Below are 18,445 nucleotides of genomic sequence, written 5' to 3' on the forward strand. Positions count from 1 at the left end.
TAGTCACACTATCAATACCGGCGCAGGCGCAGCTATTTATCTGCTTCATCAGATCCTTTGGCAGCGGCATCGTGCTGCCATATTGAAGGATATCCCCCATTTACTGTTTGGTTCAGCCTTCTATAGTTAGATGGTCAATCCCATTGAGCACCGGAGGCAGCCATGACGAATGTGCAATCTGACAATAAACGCCCGACTCCTGATCCAGCGGAGGACAATGCGTTCTTCCCTTCCCCCTATTCGCTTAGCCAGTTTACTTCGCCTAAATCTGATCTGAGCGATGCCAATTACCCGGCCCCCTATACAGGCGGCCGCTGGAAAATCCTGATGGTTGGAGCCGATGAACGTTATTTGCAAACGGACAATGGCACCATGTTTTCGACGGGAAACCACCCCGTGGAAACGCTTCTGCCGATGTATCATCTGAACAAAGCCGGTTTTTCTTTTGATATTGCTACGCTTTCTGGCAACCCGGTTAAATTTGAGTTCTGGGCTATGCCATCGGAAGACGAAGATATAAAGGGACTGTTCGCCCAATATCGTGACCAGTTCAAGAAACCTTTGAAGCTTGCAGACGTTGTCGAAAAAGCGCTTGGCGATGATTCAGACTATATTGGGGTGTTCATTCCCGGAGGCCATGGTGCGTTAATCGGCCTGCCTGAAAGCCCAGAGATGAAAGCCGTGCTTGAATGGGCTAATGCCAATGACAGGTTCATGATATCACTCTGTCATGGACCCGCCGCCTTTCTTTCTGTTGGCAACAACCCAAACTTTGCAGGTTACAAGATTTGTGCTTTTCCGGATGATCTCGACGCCCAGACTCCGGACATTGGCTACATGCCCGGTCATTTGACATGGAAATTCGGAGAAAAGCTGAAAGCGCGTGGCTTTGACATTGTGAATACGGATATTTCAGGTGCAACGCATCGGGACCGGAAGATGCTGACGGGCGATAGCCCCCTCGCCGGGAATAATCTCGGGAAACTTGCAGCCAAAGCTCTGCTTGACGAGGTTGGCAAAGAGTAATACCTATGCCAGCAGACGATGCAATTCGAGCTGCAATGATCATTGGAGGCGGTCGAAGTCTGACATTGCAGCCACTCTAGGACTATCCATACGCACGGTAGAAAACCACCTCCGCCGGGCCCGTCTTCGTCTTGGTGTGGCAACCACTGCTGAAGCCATCAGATTGGCGATTCGTAATGGTGACATCGAGGGGTGAGCCGCGCACCCAAAAACAACACATGCCTATTGAAATGATCGATACGATCCTGGACGTGGTTGAAGCTGAGCTCCCTTCCTAGAAGAGGGTACGTGCTGCAACGTGCAGAAAAGTGGCTAGTGATGAGACAGAGTGTGGTTGGAAAATTCAAAGAAAAACAAAATCATAAGGACTTACGTTCATGTTACATACTGCGAATAAAATGACTGTCATTGAAATCTCTGAGCCTGGCGGGCCAGAGGTTTTAACGCCGCTTGAGACAACGATTCCGGTGCCAAAAGCTGGGGAAGTATTGGTTCGCGTCGAGGCCGCAGGTGTTAATCGTCCTGACGTCATTCAACGCCAGGGTCATTACCCTATGCCTGAAGGCGTAACCCCTATCCCTGGTCTTGAGGTCGCTGGAACGGTTTCATCACTTGGAGAAGGCGTCACGAGCGTAAAGATTGGTGACCGAGTCTGTGCCCTGACGAATGGCGGTGGTTATGGTGAGTATTGCATCGTTCCGGAAAGCCAGACACTGCCAGTGCCGGACGGCATGTCAATGACAGCGGCGGCGGCTCTTCCCGAAACCCTGTTCACAGTCTGGGCAAACTTATTCAAGCTCGGTGGCGCAAAGCAAGGCCAGAGTGTTCTGATTCACGGCGGGACAAGTGGCATCGGCACAACTGCGTTGATGCTATGCCGCGAATTCGGTATTGATGCATATGCGACAGCTGGATCAGATGATAAATGCGATGTGGTCGCAGAGCTTGGCGCTACCCCTATCAACTACCGGAACACTGATTTTTCCGATTTCATTTTGAAGCAAACGGATGGCCGTGGCGTTGATATCATTCTCGATATAATGGGTGCATCCTATTTCTCTGGAAATATGCGGAGTTTGGGAATGGATGGCCGGCTGGTAATCATTGGTTTCCTTGGCGGAGTCTGTGCAGAGCGAGTGAATCTGCAAGAACTCGCGTTGAAGCGGGCAGTTGTCACTGGTTCAACTATGCGAGCACGGACTTCGGCCGAAAAAGCCGAAATTGCCAACGACTTGCTTAAAAATATCTGGCCGATTCTCAATGCAGGTCGATGTCATCCCATCATTCACAGCAGGTTCCCGTTACACGAAGCCGCGCGCGCGCATGCAATGATGGAATCCGGCAAGCATATTGGAAAAATTGTTCTTACGGTGAGTTAGCTTTAAGCCCGGTGCAGCTCCCACGATCACTTCATGAGCACATGTAATATCTCAGTACCCACTGATATGAGATGTCATCTGATTGGTAAAATGAAGGCTCACCATCAGCCATTTAATCCGGATACCAAAAAAACAGCCAGTCTGAGGCTGGCTGTTTGATCTTTACGTGTATGCTGATAAAGAAGAGGAGAAGTTTACCGGGTCGGGCCCGTCGCCACTTTTCGCTTACTCAGTGATTTCAACGTGGATAGCTTCACTTCATGGATCAGAATCGCCCCCAAGATGCAGCCTCCGCCCAGCATCTGCATCGGTGAGACTAACTGACCTAAGAAAACAAAGCCCAGCATCAAAGCAAAAATGGGTTCCGAAAGTTCAACCAGCTGAACCGTCTGGCTTTTCAAAATAGTCAGGGATTTGGTCGTGCACCAGAAACCGCCTATGGTAGGCAGCAGCGCCAGCAATAAGAGCGTTAACCAGACATTGCTTTCCACACCCACAAAGCCTGACATGGAAAAGGGAACAAACAGATACACCACCCCAAACAGCAGCAAGCCGCAAACCGGAACTAATCCGCCGCCAATGTTCAGTTTCTTATTGAGCACCAGAAACAGCCCGTAACCCACACCCGCCAGCACCGCGAACACAAAACCGGTATTATCTGAACTGGCAATGCTCTCATTTTCCAGAAAGATCAGGTACAAACCCAGTACCGCGAACAATACCGACATCCATTCCTGCGCCACCAGATTTCGCTTTTCAAACAGCGCATTGGCAAAAAATGTTACCAGCGTAGAGACACCAAACAGCAGGAAGACCACCACAGCAACGTTCAGTGTTTCGTAGGACGCCGTTTCAAAAAAATACAGCATGAAAAAGCCAAAGAAACTGCACACCGACAAGGCTTTCCACTTGGTTTTGACATAAGAAAGCAAAGTGGTGGTTTGTCCGGTAACAGCCAGTAACACCAGAATGATCAGCAAGGCAACGACGCATTTATAAAATGCCACGGCTTCCGGCGAGAGGCCCGACTGAAACAAGTTAACACTCAGTATGCCAACCATGCCGTTAAAAAAAGCGGCAAGCAGTGCCAAAATGACACCAAAGGTATGTTTTCTATCCATGAAGTTTCTCTGTGTGTAGGGGAAAAAGAGAATGCCAATTCGCCATTGAACCAACTGACGTCAATTTTGCATGCTGGGGTCAGGCTACTATCAACAGCATTACGCATCAACATGAATATTAAACAAAAATGCCATCGGGTGGCGGCCAGCTTTATTACGTTGATTATTTTTGCATTTACAGTTTGAACAATATGCAATAGTGTTAAATCCAACATTTAGCAGGTTGCGAACAACAAGGAATGTTCAATGCGTAAATTACACGGCGCTTGCCTGTGCGGAGCAGTCACCTTTTCACTGGATGACGATTTTTCTCACTTTTATTTGTGTCACTGCGATCAGTGCAAAAAGCTGACGGGATCAGCCCATGCTTCCAACCTCTTTACCCAGCCGCACAATATCCGGTGGGAGCAGGGTGAACAGGCCATAGTGCGATACAACCACCCGACACGCACTTTCTCCAATGCCTTTTGCGGCCAATGCGGCGCGAACCTGCCCTATTTGTCCCAGAGCGGAAAAGCCTTGATCGTGCCGGCAGGCTCACTGAACGAGTTGCCATCCAAATCCCCGGACTGTCAGATTTTCTGTGATGAGCAGGCACCCTGGCACCAAGCCGGTATGCTAACCAAACACCTGCCGGGGTTTCCGGAGTAACTCTTACTGCGCACTATTAAACGTAAGAAAAAAATGGATCTCATCTTTCTCAACGGACCCAGCAGTGCAGGTAAAAGCTCAATTGCCCGCGAGCTGCAACACTGTCTGAACGATTGCTATCTGCACCTTGGTATCGACACCTTCATCGCGATGATGCCTGAAAATGCCAATGCACTGGGAGAATCCGACCAAAAGGCGGATGGGTTTTACTGGCAAACCCAGTTACTGCACAACCAGCCGGTAAAGCGTATTTCCTCGGGCAGTTTCGGTAAAAAAGTAAACACCATTTACCGAACAACGGTCAGACATATGATTGATTCCGGTCTTAAAGTCATCGTGGACGATGTAATCGACGGTGAAACCGAAATGGCAATCTGGCAGTCTGTCCTTGCCGGCTGCAACTGTTTATACATAGGTGTAACCTGCTCTGACGAATCGCTCAGACTGCGTGAAAGGAAGCGGGGGGACAGGCTCCCAGGTTCTGCCATTGAGTAAGCTTCCCGTGTGCATCAAGGCATCAGCTATGATTTAACCGTCAACACTGACAGATTGTCAGCATCAGAATGCGCCGGGACGATAAAACGTCACATAGAACTCATTGGGGGTTAACCATGGCATAGCTCTGTGCCATGATTCTGTTTACGGTATCTGTCGTCCCGGTTATTCAGAAAACCCTCAAACATCAGGTATCACGATGATGCAAGAACTCACTCAAATGGGTAGCGCTCAGGTCTTTCTCAGGAAAACGGAAGGCAGACATCACATAGAAAAGATCAATGCCAGTGACGTTGAATTGCTTTTCTACCTGCAAATTGCCCCGCAGATGAGCACGTTAGGTGTAAATACGCCGGCAGTTTACCATTGCGATACCGACAACCGTGTACTTCAACTCGAATACATTCCACATTCAGTTTCTCTGGAAGAGCTGCAAGACGATCCAAGATGTTTTCGACAGTTAACTGCTGTTCACCACTTTTCGCTTCGTCCCGAGCACCCAAAACGGCTACATGACTGGAAAGCTCAGCATACATTCCAAGCATTAGAACATCTCCAACTTTCAGGCCAAAGCGAAACACAATTACTTAAGCTGAGAGAGCAGTCTGAACCTCTTTTCTCCCCGCTTGCCTGTCTGTCTGGCGACAGTAACGCTGGTAATTGGGGCAAACGAGACAATGGTGATTTGGTGTTATTCGACTGGGAGCGCTTAGGTCAGGGCAGTCCAGCGATAGATTTAGCGCCACTGGTAAAAGGCATGGGCAACATTACCGCTTATAAAGCCATCACTAACCGGTATCTGGCGCATACTTCCCTGTGCAAGAGACGCTGATAAAGCACCTTATTCTTGCCAAAGCCTGGATTGTGGTGGAGGTGGTAAATCTGCTGAAAGACCGAAAAAAAGCGTCTGCGGAACAATATCTGAGCTGGTTTCGGCAGGTTATCCCCGACTGGCTCAATTTAGCTGCATGATCCGAAAATCATGCCTGTTATGGACTACACTACTCGGACAGTCCCTCCTCCCTTTCAAGGGGGAGGGAAATGAAAATTACCCAAAGAATCGCGCGAGTGTCGGGACCCGGCTGAAGATCAGACGGTCGGCCAGCAGCACAATTAAAATCGTGATCCCTGCCAGCGGGAAACACACTCCAAGAATGGCAATCACCACCGTTGCGCCTTTCCACAGCGTCATATTTTTCGGTGCTGGCGGGGCAGACAGCATATGCTTGCCTTTCGGTCGGCGCAGCCACCACATCGCGATACCACTCAGGCTGATCACAATGAATGCCAGGCAGAGCACAGTGTTTGCTGCTTTGTTCCACCAGCCAAAGTCGCCCTCGTGCAGCGCAATGCCCCACGCCATCACTTTCGCCATCGGGGAATATTGTTCGTACCTGATATCTGCCAGAATCTTGCCTGTGTACTGGTCGATGTGCAGGGTGCGGTCCTGCGTCGCATCGTTAATATCGTTACTCATGGTGCTTTGCAGCACGCTGTATGCGCCCTGCTCACCTTTAGGCAGATTGACACGAAATGACGTAAAGCCCTGCTGTTTGGCAAACGACACAACCGACTCCAGATTCACCTTGCCCGCCATACCCTGATGACCGGCATGTGAGCCAGACACAGGCACAGGCGTTTGCTCCAGGTTCCACGGCACTTCTTCCAGTTCGCCGTGGTTCATGTCGGCATGCTTGACATCCGAGAGTGGCACATCACCAAATACCTCCGCAGGAAAGCTGTTCCATGCCTGAACCATTTTACTTCCCCAGATTCCCGACCAGGACAGACCCGACAGCAGAAAAAGCAGTAAAAACACAGACGTTAAGACCCCAATATTCGCGTGAAGATCACGCCAGAACGTACGCTTGCCGCTGGTCATACGCACACGCAGCGCACCGGCTCTGCTGGCGTTGTCTCGCGGCCACCACATGTAAGCGCCACTCACAATCAGGATCACGGCGAAACTCGCCGCCAGTTCAATCAGGCGATCGCCAATATCGCCGATAAGCAGCGTGCCGTGTATTTCATTCGCCAGCGTGTACAGGTTGTTATCGCGATCAAGCGAGCCCAACACTTCAGCTGTGTAAGGGTTCACTGTCACGAACAAGCCGTGTCCATCTGCTGTCACTACCGCAAAACGCGCCACATCTTCAGGCTGCTTAGGGGTTAAATATTGATTAATTGTGGCTTGGGGATAAGCTTGCTGAACAGCATTGAGCTGCTGACTGACAGGCAGACTTTGAGCAGCCGGCTCGACAAAAAGGAGGTCTTTAAAACGGATACTATCAATCGTCCCCGCGTAGAGCATCATCAGGCCGGTTACCGCCAGCATGAGCAAAAAAGGCACCACATACAAACCGGCATAAAAATGCCAGCGCCAGGCCGTCATGTAGCCGTTACGTTGTGGTGATAGCAGCTTATCCTGCTGCGCCAGAGTCTCGTTATTATTTGTCATTGAGTTTCCTTCCAGTACGAAAAATACGCACAATTACACCGTTTCTGTCTGTCAGGCAGAAACAACCAGCATAGAGAAATGTTTGGGAAATGCGTAAGCCGGGGATCAGACGGATCTATCCCGGTTAAACCGCTGGCGGCGCTCTGGAAGGCGAAAGAAAATAGTGCCACTGGCGAGGCGTGAACTGATAGGCGCTGACTGGTTGTTCGAGCCCTGGCTCACCCAGCCCCAGCCATCTGTCATCAATATGAGCCAGGCTGAAAACACCGATGGGACAGTGCCCCTGAGTATCATGCTTGAGCTGATCTTTACCATCGGCCAGTTTGACGAGTTTAAAACCGCCCAGTGTACACAAGCTGGCCCAGGTTCCCGCAGGCTGGTGATGGGCATTGACCACAGGCATAGCAATGATCAACAGCCAGCTCAACAGGCTGGCAACAATCATCATTCTGTGTAGTGGATTCCCTGGGCGCATTGATACTCTCATCCTTGATAGCGATTGAATACTAGTGGCTGATAGTTCACTTAACAAGAAGAAGTGGGGAATTATTGATTCATCTGGCAAAAATGTTTGTGTGGTGGATGGGGTGTCTTCGATGTAGTGCGGCAATAAGTAAAGGGTGGAGGTATGTCGCGCTTGAGCTCGGTGCTTCTCTCAGCTGTGTACTACGCCAAATCTGAAGCGCGACATGCATATTCCCCCAAATGGCGGTCATAAAAAAGCAGCGTTTCCGCTGCCTTTCTGAATGCTATCTTTGGCTGATTCGCTGTTATGCCGTCACCAGTTTGCTCCGGCGGGCTTTCAGCCTCAATTGGGCGACGGCCACCCCGCAAAGCACCATACCGCCGCCGATCAAATGCACCGCTTCCAGCTGTTCATTCAGTACAACACTGGCAATGATAGCGGTGATCACTGGCATCAGGTTCATGAACATGGCTGTTTTGTCTGCGCCCAGCATTTTGATCCCTTTCATCCAGCACCAGGGCGCAATCACAGATGCGGGAATCGCGGCAAACAACACCAGAGGTAATGCATCGCCGGTAATCGCTACCCGCTGACTGGTAAACAGCATAGGCAGGAGGAACAGGACGGCAAACATGCCCTGAACATACACAGACTGCCAGTTACTCAGGGGCATATCCCAGCGTTTGAGTAATACACAGTAAAGCGCATACACGAACGCAGCCAGCAGGAGTAAGCCATCACCCTGATTAATGCCCTGTGCGAGCAACTGAGACGGATCGCCGTGGCTTAGCATCAATACCAGCCCGCCAAGCGACAGTACAGCACCCACCATTGCCAGTGGCGATAGCTTTTGTTTCAGAATAGGTACACTCAGAAACATGCTCATCAGAGGAACCAGTGACATAATCAGCGCCATATTGGTGGCTGTGGTGGTCGGTGCGGCAAAATACCCCAGCGACTGGTTCAGTACCATGCCCAGAAACGCCAGCAATGCCAGCTTCGACAAATGCGGTTTGATGTTTGACCACTGACGAATAACAGAGGTAATAACAAAAGGTGTCAGTGCCAGCATGGCAAAAAACCAGCGGTAAAAGGCGATCGCTCCCGGATCGATTACGCTGTAGGAAAGTTTGTTAACAATGGCATTCCCTGCCCAAATTGAAACCGTCAATAAGGGAAATAAGTAGATCATGCGCTGCCTTCGCTGAGATGGTAGAAAAATACGCTGTACGTATGTATTCATTGTCTCAGGTCAGCTTAGAAATACATATCTCTAATCGGACACTCTACCCTTACATTCAGACATATCAGTAATTATCGGCAATAACTGAAATCGTAATACGGTTTCGCCACTCTCTGCATCGGTATAAGATCCCAAATACCGACCGCCGTTGCGCTCTATGACACCTCGCGAGGCGGTATTTTGAGCGCTGCAAGTAATAATGAGGGGCTGAGAGCAACAGTGCCGGCATACCCAGTTCAGCATGAAACTGGCGACACCTTGCCGCCTGGCAGTCGGGCGTGTCTCGTAGCCGACATGTCCGATAACATTTTCGACATAAGCGTTGCTGCCAGTTCGGACCCGAATCGTACCAGCAATCTCACCGTGACTGATGCAAAAAAACGTAGTCGAAGGTAGCCAGCCCTCTGGCAACCCCAAACCCTCGGCATGCGCTATCCTGCTTTTCAGGTACGTTTCAGGATGACTGACTGCTGCCTGATATTGTTTAATACCATTGGCGGCACACTCGTTAACATAAGAAATATATTTCACCAGATGCCGTTCAGCGGCCTTCTCCATTTCCATATCTCGACCTTACATTGAATAAAATCATAGTGTTATTTCACATGACTACCATACTCCTTCAATTGCACTAGTCACTCTGTCTGGCTGGGTGGTACATTGTTTCCTGAATACACCTTCAATGGACTGAATGGCAATGAAGCATGCCAACCCGAATAATACCCCGATTGATATCTACTTCCTGCTGACCCCTGACGTGCATTTACTCGATCTGGCTGGCCCCTGCCAGGCTTTTCACGAAGCCATCAGCTATGGCATGGATCTGAATCTGCATTTCATCAGTGATCAAAATTCCCTGAGCAGTCATCAGGGGCTCACTCTCGGCGGTATACAGCCTTTACCGTCTGCCTTGCCAGATAATGCCATAGTGGTTGTGTGTGCCTCGAAATACCATGAAGGGATATACCGCAATCAGGCCAGTGAACGATGCATTGAATGGCTCAGGCACACCCCGAAAGCCGATACCCGGATTCTCGGTATTTGCACCGGGGCTTTTTTACTGGGATTATCGGGCTGGCTGGATAACCGTCAGTCGACAACGCACCACAAGCTGACAGAGGCGCTGTCGCAGCACTTCCCTGCAGCTGACGTGTTACCGGAACGGATTTTTGTACAGGATGGTCAGGTCTACACCACGGCAGGTGTGACGGCCGGTATCGATCTGGCCCTGCAACTCATCGAAGAGATCAGCGGCAGCCGGTTTGCCATGGAAGTGGCACGGGAGCTGGTGGTCTATCGTCGCCGTATGGCAAACGATCCGCAGATATCCAAACAACTCAGCTATCGCAGTCACATTTCACCGCTGGTACATTCCATTCAGGATTACCTGCAGGCCAGGCTGCATGAAAAACTGGCACTGGCCGATATCGCCGACGCTTTTCGGGTTTCTTCCCGCCATATGCAGCGGGAATTTAAAAACGCCACCGGCCTGACTATTCGGGAATTTCTGGTCGAGCTGAGACTGGAAGAAGCCAAATGCTACATTGAAAATGGTGACACCATTGAGGTAGCTGCGTTTAAGTCCGGTTTCCCCCAGGCCAGCTCATTACGGGCCGCCTGGAAGAAAAAGTATAAAACCCTGCCAAAAGAATCTGCCGCTAAAGTAGACGCGGCGGCCGAAAGTACAGGGAGATACCTGTTCAATCGCTCAACTGGGTAACAAAAAACTGCGACGCCAGTTTGAGAGCATGTTTGGTAGCTTCAGGGTTATAGCGGATGGGGACATTTCCTCCCTTGCCCTGAAAAGCATACGGGTCGAAGAAAAGGCTTTCTGCTCTGGGCAACTCAAAAGCATGAGTGGCGCCGGGCAGTGTCACCAGTTTCACCAAGGACTGGTTAGACTGCGGCAACTGGCTGACTAAGGTCTTGCAATCATCCGGGCCATCATATTTGTCCTCTTCGCCAGACAGGATCATCAGGTGGCGGTCTGCAGCAATACCGGTAAACGGATAACCTGGCACCTTGTTATAGGCCCAGCACACAGGATAATTGGCCACCAAGGCTTTCAGCGAGCCAGATTCCTGCTCGCCCGCCATCAGCATGGCAACCACACCGCCCCAGGAAAAGCCAATAAGGCCCAGTTCGCTGGCATTGATATCCTGGCGGGATTTCAGATAATCAATCGCCGCATACACATCCGGTAGCGTGTCTTTGACATGCTTCGGGCGAGACAGCCCGCCTTCCAGCCCGCGGGCAGCCCACATGTCGATTTCTAATGTGGCAAAGCCCTGCCTGTTCAGTACCTGGCTGTAAAGTTCGCCTCGTTCATCCACACCACCGGAACCGTGCACTATGATAACCGCAGGCAGCGGTGCCTCAATACCGTCAGGTTTGGTGAAACGTGCAGCCACAGTCACCGGATTATCGGCTGATTGACCGGACTGAAAAGCCACATAATTGTGTTTATACAAAGTGTTTGCCGTGTGGCTCTGCGCCGCATTGACTGTGCTGGTTACCAGCACAGAGGCAACCAAAAGAGCGGCTTTACGAAATGTGTTCATCATGACAGCGATACAACTTCCCTGAGTGAATGTGTTACCTGAGAGGCAGCCAGTGCCTGCCCCAGATCCAGAATGATATCCTGACTTGCTTCCAGCCCGACACACAGCCTGACCAGGCCGTCTGAGATGCCATACTGCTGCTTCTCTTCCTGAGAATAGCGGCAGTGGGTCGTCGAGGCCGGATGGGTCACCATCGACTTGGTATCACCAATATTGGTACAGCGGGCCACCAGATTGAGCGCATCAATACACCGCCAGGCCGCTTTCTGACCGCCTTCAACAACAAAACTGATCACCGGGCTGTGGCCGGTTTGCTGTTTGGCAATCACCTCAGCCTGCGGATGTGAATGACTGAAGGTAGAAAATACCTGCTTGACACAAGACTGCTGACGCAACCAGGCTTCGACCTTTCTGGCGTTCTGCTCATGCATGGCCATTCGGGCTGTCAGCGTATCCAGACCGTGACTCAGCACCCAAGCCGTAAAGGCATTCATGCAAGTCCCGGAGCTGCGCAGATAGTTTTTCAATGGTTGGATCACGTCTTTACCTCCGGCGATAACACCGCCAACCGTTCTGCCCTGCCCGTCCATAAATTTACCGGTTGAGTGCAACACCAGATCGGCACCATGGTTTAACGGACGCTGGTTGACCGGAGACAGCAAAGTGTTATCCACCACCAACAAGGCATTATTACGTTTTGCCAGCCCGGATAACCAGGTTAAATCCGCCACTTTCAGCAGTGGGTTGGTGGGAGACTCAACCAGTATCATGCGGGTACGATCACACATGGCGGCTTGCCAGGCGTGCTGATCATCGAGATCCACGCAGGTCGCCGTGATACCGAACTGGCCAAAATACTGACGAAACAGGTGAGTCGTGGTACCGAAAATACCGCTGGCCAGCACGACATGGTCGCCCTGTTTTAGAAACGTCATGGCCAGTGCCAGATAAGCGGCCATGCCAGAGGCAAAGGCCACCGCGGATTCTGCGTTTTCCAGCGAGGCCAGTTTTCGTTCAAAATGTTCGACCGATGGGTTGGTAAAACGGCTGTAAATATTCCCTTCTGTCACCCCGTTGAACCTGTCACTGGCTTCCTGCGCCGATGTAAAGTCATAGGCCGATGTCATGGCAATGGCAGCGGCATGAGAGTCATCCAGTGAAGGAAACCCCATGTGTATTGCTCGGGTTGATTGCTCCATGCTTTTTATTCCTTTCATCATTGAGTCGGCTATTAAGATGGTGTAACAACCTGCGATTGCGGTTTCTCTTTAAAGGCATCAGAGAAGTAAAAAACCAGCCCCATTGCGACAGAGACAAAGCACAACCCGGTCACCGCGAGTGTGATGAAGGAATAACTTTGCGTCGCATCATAAGACAGGCCGCCCAGCCATACCGTGCCAAAGACGAACACCTGGTGAACGGTAAACAGGCAGCCAAAAATCTTGCCTTTCACTTTCTCGCCATAGGCTTTAAGACACATAAGGGACGTCACTATCACTGTGCCCATATAGGTCAGGCCAAACAGCACGGCAAAGATCATGCACAGCAGTAAACTGTCTGCTGAGAGCACAATCAGCATAGAAGCACCACGGACCGCGTAAAGCAGAGACAGCATCAAAGCCGGTGCTGAATAACGCAGTAAATAACCCACTAAAAACGCGCCGATGAGCTCTGCGGCACCCAGCACGCTTAGCGATGAAGCGACTATGGTGGCCTCCCCTTCTCCCCCGGTAAAACGTTCCTGTAACATAGGAACCAAATGCACATCGACATAAGCCATTGAGGCACCACAACCGCCGAATGACAGCGCCAGCAACAGAAACAGTGGTTTTCTCAGGTGTTGATGCCATTTCAAATCATCTTCGTGGCTCTCGGCAGCTGTTTCAGAGACAAACTCCCGGCGTGGGAAAACACGGCATAGCCAGATACAGGCAGGCAAGATCACCACAGCAAACACACCGAAGATGATCAGGCTGATGTCTTGCCAGATCACAAAGGTATTCAGCCACACCCAGAATGGCGACAGCACCATAAAGCCAATCGCTGTACCGTTGGTGATGGCGGCGTACGCCATGCCTTTGTTCTGACTGTCAAAGATACGGTCGACCAAAAGCGCCAGCGGCACAAAGGTCATCGCCGTTAGTGCATAGGCCGCCAGCACGCCGAACAGCACCAGAAACAGCCAGAAGTTGAATGACACGGCCATCAGCAGATAGACAAACACCGCAACCACTGCGCCAGACAAGATGGTCAGCGCCGGGCCGATGCGGTCGCATATCCAGCCGACAACAGGGGACAATATGCCAATCGACAAACCAAACAAGGCGCTGGTTAACGAGAAGACACCCCGTCCCAATCCGCACATGCTGGCTAAATCCAGGAAGTAAACCTGATAGCTGCCCTTAATCGATGACGCCCAGAAGGTCACCAGCACGCCAACGGAAATGGCGATGATCTGTTTATTACGGGATATATCCATCAGGCCTCCTGAAGCGACTCCGCTTTCACCTGTTGATCTTTTTTGTCATAACCAAAGTGCTCATACACCCCTTGATACATCCCATAAAACAGCTCGCAGGTGGTATTAATCGCTTCAAGCGCTTCCTGCTGCTTTTTCGGTGTATCACAGAGATCAGCCAGCAGCGCCAGACCTTGTTGGACATGGCCGACATCTTCTTCCTGATGGACAGAGAAGAACAGCAAATCGGCTTCTTTGAGGTCATACACTTTACCCAGAATATTGTGACGCGCTTCGTCGCCCACACTTTCCAGGTTCTGCCCTTCACTGGCGACCATCACGGCCGCTGCACCTATGTGGTACAAATCCGGGTTTTTACAGGCGATCAAGCGATAATCAATCAGTGCCTGAGTCTGTGGCAATGCAATAGCCGCGTCACGCTCAGTGTCCGAAATGCCTAATGCCTTGATAAAATCCTGCATCAGCTCAACATGGTTTTTGGTATTGGATAACCGGCCGGTTTCTTCTTCATACATGTTGTGCAACAGCGCCCGCTTGTGTTTTGGCAAAGGGCAATGAAAGAACAAATGCTCAATATACGTCAGGAAATGCTTGGTGAGCTGATAGCCCTGCAAAGTGGTGAACTTTAATAAATCCGGGTTGGGATTATTTTCATCCAGCAGATATTTAAAAAGCGGGTGACCTAAGGTCAGATGATTTTCTAATGTCTCACGCATTATTTCGCGAAAATCTTTTTTATGAATAAGTTCAGCGCCAACTGACATAGTTTGACTTCCTTGTTTGTAGAATGTTTTAAAACGGTTCCAGAGATCAACCGTGCGTTGTTTCATGAAATGCCCGTCGAATGACTGCCCCTGATAGCGGCTGTAATCATTCAGGATTCCATAGGTTTCAAACCCACACTTGTTCCAGATTCGATGAGCCTTCGAACCACCCCGCACATCCAGTGTGAGCAGTTCAACACCCTGCGCCATGCACGATTGTGCTATCGCAGCCAGTGTTTGTTCCAATAATCCCTGGCTGCGGTAATGGGGATGAATCATCCCCTTTTGTAGATCACAAATATGCCTGGTGGTTTGCTGATGGCTTTTCTTAAAGAAACAGCAAACCACTACTGTGCCATTTTTCACCCCAACCAGAATTTGCAGCACCTGACTGGCGATATCTCTTTCCAGTGAAGATAAATACCGGCTCGCTTTGTGTTCATCAAAGCCGGCATCAAAACCTAAAATAGCATCGTCAGCCTGGCTGAGTTTCAGCAGCTCTATCAGTGGCTGCTGATAGTCCGCAAACAGTTCAACGCTATTGATCAGCACGTAAGAAAGAGAATCAGACACAACAAATTCCTGTAGGTATCGTTATCAATCGAATGATTAATGAGTTGGCTCAATCCTATTAACCATTGAATCAGTTTCATAGCGCAAAAAGAGACATTTTTTCACCATAAAAGTGACATTTCACCGCGTTCAGGCTTGTCGCCTCCAGCGCCAGAGACCTTTATTGACCAGCTGGCCGACAAGCACCATGACAACCGCGCCAATCAATACCGGCGTTATCAAAAACGACCAGCTTTGCCCGGTCAGCATGATCAAGAGCGGATTCGCACCCGCTGGCGGATGGGTTGTTTTGGTCAGCAACATGACAGAGACCGCCAGGCCTGAAGCCAGCGCCAGAGTGAAGGGCGTGACGCCAACAAAGCTGACAAAAAACACCCCAATAAATGCCGTTAACAAATGACCGGCTATCACATTTCTGGGTTGTGCTAACGGGCTGTCCGGCACCCCGAAGACCAACACTGCCGTCGCACCGAAAGGGGCCATCAGCCACAGTCCGGCCGAGGTCAGGTTCTCCGCCAGCGACAATAATCCGATAGCCACCGCCGCGCCCAGTCCGGATAACAGTGCAATCCCGTATTGATTCATGTTGTACTCCTTTTTGATAAGTGGTAGACCGATCTGTCTACCAAGCAAAAACAGAGTAGACAAGTCAGTCTACTGATGTCAAGATGCTTTTCAGATCAGGAGGATGCATGAGTACGACAAGGTCATTGAAAACAGACAAAAAACAACTGCTGACAGATACCGCACTCACCCTGTTTTACCGCCAGGGTATTCATGCTGTGGGTATCAACGAAGTGCTGAAAGTCTCTGGGGTGGCAAAGAAAACGCTCTACAGCTACTTCAGCAGTAAAGACGAGCTCATACTCGCGGCACTGGCAGCGCGCGACGAGATTTTTATGACATGGCTGGAGCAGCAATTAGCGCCGGCAAACAACGATGAAGAGGTGATCACCTGCCTGTTCAATGGCCTGAGCGACTGGTTCCATGGCCGGGTGCCGACCTTAAGCCCTTTTCGCGGCTGCTTCTTTATCAACGCATCGGCTGAATTCAGCGAAGAAAACACCGCGATTGCTGACTATTGCAGCGAGCACAAACGCAAAGTCCGGGCGCTGATTGAGCAGCACCTTCACAACAAAGCGGAGCACTTAACAGACGCAATTTGTCTGATGAAAGAAGGGGCGATTGTGTCGGCATTTGTCGGGAAAGATCTGGATGCGGCAGAGAAGTGCGAGGGAGTATTGCTAGCTCTAATCAAAAAATCAGTCACTCGGTTTTGAGCCGGGTGGCTGATTTTATCACGCTTAAAGTGAACGGATATCAAAGGAGAGCTTAGGAAAGTTCAGTGTCACTGGGTAACCTGAAAAGCTCCCCACCGCTAAAGCTCCAATCATCTGGGTTCGTGAATTGAATGACAATCATGACATCATCCGGCGACATATCCATGCGTTCAACTAACCTGTCACACAGCATCTGATAAAATCTCGCTTTCGTCATTTGGTCTCTAGGTTTTCCCGCTGTGATATGAAACAAGGTATATTTTGATGAGCGCTTTCCAGTCAGGTAATGCTGATTCACGACCAATCTTTTTGATGGATATTCATCAATCAATTGAAAGCAATCATCTGGAGGCACATGAAATGTATCAACCAGTGTTTGATGCAAAATGTCCGATAAGATTTTCAGTTCTGCTTCCGAACGCCCTACCTGAACAACAATTCGAGTCAATGGCATTTTATTGATCCTCAATATTCAGCGTTTCTAATGCTGTGACAGCACTCGGCCAACCCACATAAAACGCAAGATGAGTGAAGACTTCCACAATATCTTCGTCAGTTAATCCATTCTCTTTCGCAAACTGGATATGCCACTGCAATTGGGCATATTTATCCATCGCAACCAAAGCGCTTACCGTGATCAGGCTTCTTTCTCTGAGTGAAAGCTCTTTCCGTTGCCAAAGATCTCCAAATAATGTTGTTTCAGTAAACTCTGCCAGTTTTGGAGCAATTTTAGCCAGTGAGTCTTTATTCAAATGTTGCGCCACGTATACCTCCTCCGATGTGCTTCTCTGTGATTAGAAGATTGTGACGCTTCATGAAACCTTATAAAATCAAAACATTCTGAACTCATCATCCATAAAAACAGGAATATGATGAAGCGTCCTGACTCCCTTGATCTTGAAGCACTAAGAACGTTCGTGACTGGTATTGAATTAGGTAACTTTTCCCTTGCAGCCAAACGATTATCACGCTCGACATCTGCTGTCAGTGCTCAATTAAAAAAACTGGAACATCAATGTGGTATACAACTTCTCTGCAAAGAAGGAAGACACCTCAAGTTAACGGATCAAGGGGAGTTATTAGTTAGCTATGGAAAAAAAATACTGTCTCTGAATGACGAAGCCCTGCAAGTCATCCATCAAAAGAGGATCCTTGGGAAAGTCAGTTTAGGGGTACAAGAAGATTTTAGTGATAAATTTCTCCCTGAATTATTGAGTCAAATTTCGAGAAAATTTCCGAACATTCAGATCTATGCCCAGTCAGGTAGAAATAGCATTCTTAAAGAGGAAATACTTCAGAATAAAATTGACTTTGCATTATGCTGGGAATCACCTCAAGAAGTTCATGAGCGATCTTTAATAAAAACACTACCTCAGCACTGGGTAGGAAGTCCTGCATTTGATTTTGATAGTTACATTAATTCCGGAAAACCACTTCCGCTCATTTTAGTAGAGTCACCCTGCATCATTCGAGATACAGCAATTCAAGCACTTGACCAAGAAAATATCTCCTGGCAGATTGCAGTCTCTGGTGGAAGTTTACACGGCATATGGGGAGCAGTAAAAGCAGGATTAGGGATCACAGTCCGTACAAATACAGGTATACCTGATTCACTGGTTATCATCGATCAACATTTACCTCCTTTACCCGGTATTGGCTTGTCTTTATTTGAATCTTCAAGTGAAAAATCAGATTCATATAGAATCATTAAAGAACTCCTACTGCATGAATTAGAATATTATTTTCCCGAGTTGTGATGAAATTTTGACTTTACCTATTGGTTTGAGCGGTTCCCAGACTTGCTGCAATCAGCATGCAGAAAAAATTATCACAACCCGATATGTTCTCCAGTGATAGCCAAGTGAATCAGTATGATCTGATCCAATACTTTTGGACACCGCGTTAAGTGAGTAAAATGACTTATCGAGGTGAATATGACAACCAAAAAG

Annotated in this window: 20 protein-coding genes and 1 pseudogene; 9 read left to right on the forward strand and 12 right to left on the reverse strand. The window is 49.4% G+C overall.

Annotated features, from left to right (window positions below; translation table 11 throughout):
- Positions 1-162: 162 nt before the first annotated feature.
- The 3 genes and pseudogenes from hchA (at position 163) to P0Y67_RS16715 (ending at position 2,405) form a co-directional block, all read left to right on the forward strand.
- On the forward strand, positions 163-1,026 hold the full coding sequence (gene hchA, locus P0Y67_RS16705) for a glyoxalase III HchA (protein WP_342392791.1): 864 nt from the start codon (positions 163-165) through the stop codon (positions 1,024-1,026).
- A gap of 49 nt (positions 1,027-1,075) precedes the next feature.
- Positions 1,076-1,222, forward strand: a pseudogene (locus P0Y67_RS16710) (LuxR C-terminal-related transcriptional regulator); the annotation flags it as partial.
- 181 nt (positions 1,223-1,403) lie between these two features.
- Entirely contained in the window at positions 1,404-2,405 is a 1,002-nt protein-coding gene (locus P0Y67_RS16715; RefSeq protein ID WP_342392792.1) for an NAD(P)H-quinone oxidoreductase, read from the forward strand.
- A 194-nt stretch (positions 2,406-2,599) separates the two neighbouring features.
- On the opposite strand, the gene P0Y67_RS16720 is transcribed toward P0Y67_RS16715, so the two are convergent.
- Positions 2,600-3,526, reverse strand: a complete 927-nt coding sequence (locus P0Y67_RS16720; RefSeq protein WP_342392793.1) for a DMT family transporter — start codon at positions 3,524-3,526, stop codon at positions 2,600-2,602.
- Between the two features lie 246 nt (positions 3,527-3,772).
- On the opposite strand from P0Y67_RS16720, the gene P0Y67_RS16725 reads away from it, so the two are divergent.
- The 3 genes from P0Y67_RS16725 to P0Y67_RS16735 all read left to right on the forward strand — a co-directional run bounded on the left by P0Y67_RS16725 (position 3,773) and on the right by P0Y67_RS16735 (position 5,504).
- The gene (locus P0Y67_RS16725; RefSeq protein WP_027250760.1) at positions 3,773-4,177 is read left to right on the forward strand and encodes a GFA family protein; all 405 of its coding nucleotides are present in this window, start codon (positions 3,773-3,775) and stop codon (positions 4,175-4,177) included.
- 15 nt (positions 4,178-4,192) lie between these two features.
- Positions 4,193-4,672, forward strand: a complete 480-nt coding sequence (locus tag P0Y67_RS16730; RefSeq protein ID WP_446728852.1) for a phosphotransferase-like protein — start codon at positions 4,193-4,195, stop codon at positions 4,670-4,672.
- Positions 4,673-4,871: 199 nt separating this feature from the next.
- Entirely contained in the window at positions 4,872-5,504 is a 633-nt protein-coding gene (locus P0Y67_RS16735; RefSeq protein ID WP_342392795.1) for a phosphotransferase, read from the forward strand.
- A 216-nt stretch (positions 5,505-5,720) separates the two neighbouring features.
- Here P0Y67_RS16735 and P0Y67_RS16740 read toward each other — a convergent pair whose 3' ends face one another.
- The 4 genes from P0Y67_RS16740 to P0Y67_RS16755 all read right to left on the reverse strand — a co-directional run bounded on the left by P0Y67_RS16740 (position 5,721) and on the right by P0Y67_RS16755 (position 9,403).
- Positions 5,721-7,130 (reverse strand): PepSY-associated TM helix domain-containing protein, encoded by a 1,410-nt coding sequence (locus P0Y67_RS16740; RefSeq protein ID WP_342392796.1) that lies wholly within the window; start codon positions 7,128-7,130, stop codon positions 5,721-5,723.
- Between the two features lie 124 nt (positions 7,131-7,254).
- Entirely contained in the window at positions 7,255-7,605 is a 351-nt protein-coding gene (locus tag P0Y67_RS16745) for a hypothetical protein (protein ID WP_155804775.1), read from the reverse strand.
- Positions 7,606-7,900: 295 nt separating this feature from the next.
- The gene (locus P0Y67_RS16750) at positions 7,901-8,788 is read right to left on the reverse strand and encodes a DMT family transporter (protein ID WP_218386181.1); all 888 of its coding nucleotides are present in this window, start codon (positions 8,786-8,788) and stop codon (positions 7,901-7,903) included.
- A gap of 81 nt (positions 8,789-8,869) precedes the next feature.
- Entirely contained in the window at positions 8,870-9,403 is a 534-nt protein-coding gene (locus P0Y67_RS16755; protein ID WP_342392797.1) for a GNAT family N-acetyltransferase, read from the reverse strand.
- A 133-nt stretch (positions 9,404-9,536) separates the two neighbouring features.
- Between P0Y67_RS16755 and P0Y67_RS16760 the strand changes: the two genes are divergently transcribed.
- A complete protein-coding gene (locus P0Y67_RS16760; RefSeq protein WP_342392798.1) occupies positions 9,537-10,559 on the forward strand; it encodes a GlxA family transcriptional regulator in 1,023 nt (340 codons plus the stop codon).
- Here the strand turns inward: P0Y67_RS16760 and P0Y67_RS16765 are convergent.
- The 5 genes from P0Y67_RS16765 to P0Y67_RS16785 all read right to left on the reverse strand — a co-directional run bounded on the left by P0Y67_RS16765 (position 10,540) and on the right by P0Y67_RS16785 (position 15,801).
- Entirely contained in the window at positions 10,540-11,403 is an 864-nt protein-coding gene (locus P0Y67_RS16765) for a dienelactone hydrolase family protein (protein WP_342392799.1), read from the reverse strand. The two genes, P0Y67_RS16760 and P0Y67_RS16765, sit on opposite strands and share 20 nt — an antisense overlap.
- Positions 11,400-12,599 (reverse strand): trans-sulfuration enzyme family protein, encoded by a 1,200-nt coding sequence (locus P0Y67_RS16770; RefSeq protein WP_342392800.1) that lies wholly within the window; start codon positions 12,597-12,599, stop codon positions 11,400-11,402. Before P0Y67_RS16770 ends, P0Y67_RS16765 begins: the two co-directional genes overlap by 4 nt.
- Positions 12,600-12,631: 32 nt before the next feature.
- A complete protein-coding gene (locus P0Y67_RS16775; protein WP_342392801.1) occupies positions 12,632-13,879 on the reverse strand; it encodes an MFS transporter in 1,248 nt (415 codons plus the stop codon).
- Positions 13,879-15,216 carry an iron-containing redox enzyme family protein gene (locus P0Y67_RS16780; protein ID WP_342392802.1) on the reverse strand — a complete coding sequence of 446 codons (1,338 nt, stop codon included), beginning with the start codon at positions 15,214-15,216 and terminating at the stop codon, positions 13,879-13,881. The genes P0Y67_RS16775 and P0Y67_RS16780 overlap by 1 nt, the downstream gene beginning before the upstream one ends.
- Before the next feature lie 129 nt (positions 15,217-15,345).
- Complete coding sequence (locus P0Y67_RS16785; RefSeq protein WP_342392803.1) at positions 15,346-15,801, reverse strand: HPP family protein; 456 nt, start codon at positions 15,799-15,801, stop codon at positions 15,346-15,348.
- A gap of 107 nt (positions 15,802-15,908) precedes the next feature.
- On the opposite strand from P0Y67_RS16785, the gene P0Y67_RS16790 reads away from it, so the two are divergent.
- Positions 15,909-16,496, forward strand: a complete 588-nt coding sequence (locus P0Y67_RS16790; RefSeq protein WP_342392804.1) for a TetR/AcrR family transcriptional regulator — start codon at positions 15,909-15,911, stop codon at positions 16,494-16,496.
- 52 nt (positions 16,497-16,548) lie between these two features.
- Here the strand turns inward: P0Y67_RS16790 and P0Y67_RS16795 are convergent, their stop codons facing one another.
- Both P0Y67_RS16795 and P0Y67_RS16800 read right to left on the reverse strand, forming a co-directional pair.
- Entirely contained in the window at positions 16,549-16,950 is a 402-nt protein-coding gene (locus P0Y67_RS16795) for a tautomerase family protein (protein ID WP_342392805.1), read from the reverse strand.
- 1 nt (position 16,951) lies between these two features.
- Complete coding sequence (locus tag P0Y67_RS16800; RefSeq protein ID WP_342392806.1) at positions 16,952-17,260, reverse strand: carboxymuconolactone decarboxylase family protein; 309 nt, start codon at positions 17,258-17,260, stop codon at positions 16,952-16,954.
- 108 nt (positions 17,261-17,368) lie between these two features.
- Here P0Y67_RS16800 and P0Y67_RS16805 point away from each other — a divergent pair, with 108 nt between their 5' ends.
- Positions 17,369-18,253: a LysR family transcriptional regulator gene (locus P0Y67_RS16805; RefSeq protein WP_342392807.1), complete on the forward strand. Its 885-nt coding sequence runs from the start codon at positions 17,369-17,371 to the stop codon at positions 18,251-18,253.
- The last annotated feature ends 192 nt before the right edge of the window (positions 18,254-18,445 follow it).

This window comes from Photobacterium sp. SP02 (assembly GCF_038519165.1).
Classification (GTDB): Bacteria; Pseudomonadota; Gammaproteobacteria; order Enterobacterales; family Vibrionaceae; genus Photobacterium; species Photobacterium halotolerans.